The following is a 2,328-nucleotide window of genomic DNA, read 5'->3' as shown; positions in this document are numbered from 1 at the left end:
CCCGCCCCCAGGCATAAGCCTCGAGGTACTGCGGCGTCTGCGGCGCACAACGGGCCGAACCGAACACGGCAACGAGTCGCATGGGGTGAGCATATAGGAAGCGGTAAGCGGAGAGCAGTCAGCTTGTAGCCCGTGGTTTAACCCTCCCCGCGCGCGGGGAGGGTTTATCCCCCCCGGCCCCCCTTGTTAAGGGGGGTGACAAGGCGTCTCGCGTTTTGCGTCTCGCGTAAGACGTACGACGTACGACGCACGACCCGCGCTGGGCGTTCGGCCATTAACCATCGCACCCTTTGCACCCTACCACCCTCCTCTCCCCTGCCCCAACCGGTATCCTCAGGCTCATGGAAGTCCTGGCCCTGGTCTACCGCAACCTGCGCGCGCGGCCCGTGCGCAGCCTGCTGACGCTGCTGGGCATCGTGGTGGCGACGGCGAGCATGGTGTTGTTCATGTCTTTCGGGGAGGGGCTGCGCAAGGCGCTGGGGGCGGAGCTCTCGAGCGTGGGGCCGGCCCTGCTGGTGCTGCCGGAGGGGGTGGAGGCCTTCAGCGCGGGCTACCCCGAGCTGCGGCCCGAGGTGGTGGGGCAGCTCGAGGCCCTCGCCGGCGAGCTGGGCGTCACCAAAGTCATCCCCAGCGCGGTCTTCGTGCGGGGCGGCTTCGACCCCACGAGCAGCTTCGCCTTCCAGGGGCTGCCGCAGGGGGTCGGCCCCAAGGACCTCTACCCCAACCTCGAGGTGGCCGAGGGCGTGGTCACGCCGGGCGAGGGGGGCGCGGTGGTGGGCGGGACCATCGCCGAGCGCAACAAGCTGGGCCTGGGCAAGACCCTGCGCCTGTCGCCGGAGGTCTCGCTCGAGGTGGTGGGGGTGCTCGAGCGGGCCGGGGGCATCGCCGACAGCGTGATCTACGTGCCCGTCGAGGCCGTCCACGCGGTGCTGGGCACGAAGAACTACACCTCGGTCCTGCTGTCCGTCCGCGACGACCGCCGCGCCGAAGAGGTGGCCGCGGCCATCGAGGCCCGCATCCCCGGCGTGGACGCGCAGACGGCGGGCGACGTGCTCCGCTTCGCGGAGCGGGCGGTGCGCATCAGCGACCTGGTGCGCTTCGGCATCAGCCTGGTGGCCTTGCTGGTGGGCGGCCTGCTGGTGGCGAACACGGTGATGATGTCGGTCTACGAGCGCATCCGCGAGTTCGGGCTGATGCGGGCCATCGGGGCGCGGCGGCGCTTCATCTTCGGGCTGGTGCTGCTCGAGGCCCTCCTGCTGGGGCTGGTGGGCGGGCTGCTGGGGCTGCTGCTGGGCCAGGTGGCCTCCTTCGCGGTCAACTGGTACACCGTGCGGGAGGTGGGGCTCGCGCTCTCCTCGGTCACGCCGCGCCTGGCCCTCTTCGCGCTGCTGGTGGCGCTGGGGCTGGGCCTGCTGGCCGGCGTGCTGCCCGCCCGCACCGCCAGCCGCATCCCGGTGGTCGAGGCGCTGGGCCGGGTCTGAAGGGAGGACGACGTGCTCGAGGCCACCCACCTCACCAAACGCTTCCACCAGGGCGAGATCGACGTCGTCGCCGTGGACCGCTTCAGCCACCGCTTCCAGCCCGGCATCACCGCCGTGGTGGGCCCCTCCGGCTCGGGCAAGACCACCCTGCTCAACCTGCTGGCCGGTTTCGACACCCCCACCGAGGGCGAAGTGCGCGTGCAGGAGGGGGAAAAGGTCGTGGTGCTCTCCAAGCTCGACGAGGGCCGCCGCGCCGAGCTGCGCCTGCGGCTGATGGGATTCGTGTTCCAGCAGTGGAACCTCATCCCCACCCTCACCGCGCTCGAGAACGTCGCCTTCCCCCTGATGCTCGCCGGGCACCGCCTCAAGGAGCGCCAGGAGCGCGCCGCCGCCCTGCTGGCGCAGGTGGGCCTGGAGAAGCGGGTCAAGCACCTCCCCAACCGCCTCTCGGGCGGCGAACAGCAGCGCGTCGCCATCGCCCGCTCGCTGGCCCTCGACCCGCCCATCCTCTTCGCCGACGAGCCCACCGGCAACCTCGACAGCGCCTCGGGCGAGCGGGTGATGGAGCTCATCACCTCCCAAGCCCGCAAGGGCCGCACCGTCATCCTGGTGACGCACGACCTCGAGCTCGCCCGGCGGGCGGATTGGGTCTTGCGGTTGAGGGACGGGAGGTTGGTGGATGGCTGATGGTCGAGGGCCGATAGCCGGGCGCGGGTCGTGCGTCGTACGTCGTACGCAAGACGCAAGACGCCTCGGCCCTCGATCCTCGGCCCTAGACTCTCGACTTTTCACACGCCACGAGCTACGGGCCCTTAGTTATCGGCTATCGACCCTCCGCAAGAACGCC

2 protein-coding genes are annotated in these 2,328 nt (G+C 70.6%); both read left to right on the top strand.

What is annotated here, in order from left to right:
* The first annotated feature begins 341 nt into the window (after positions 1–341).
* On the top strand, positions 342–1,481 hold the full coding sequence (locus tag Mterra_RS20655; protein ID WP_119316798.1) for an ABC transporter permease: 1,140 nt from the start codon (positions 342–344) through the stop codon (positions 1,479–1,481).
* Between the two features lie 12 nt (positions 1,482–1,493).
* Positions 1,494–2,168, top strand: coding sequence for an ABC transporter ATP-binding protein (locus Mterra_RS20650; RefSeq protein WP_119316797.1), 675 nt, complete (start codon positions 1,494–1,496; stop codon positions 2,166–2,168).
* The last annotated feature ends 160 nt before the right edge of the window (positions 2,169–2,328 follow it).

This window comes from Calidithermus terrae, assembly GCF_003574345.1.
In the GTDB taxonomy this organism is placed as follows: Bacteria; Deinococcota; Deinococci; order Deinococcales; family Thermaceae; genus Calidithermus; species Calidithermus chliarophilus.
The sequence above is the reverse complement of the archived record's forward strand: the minus strand, read 5'-3'. Positions and strand labels throughout refer to the sequence as shown.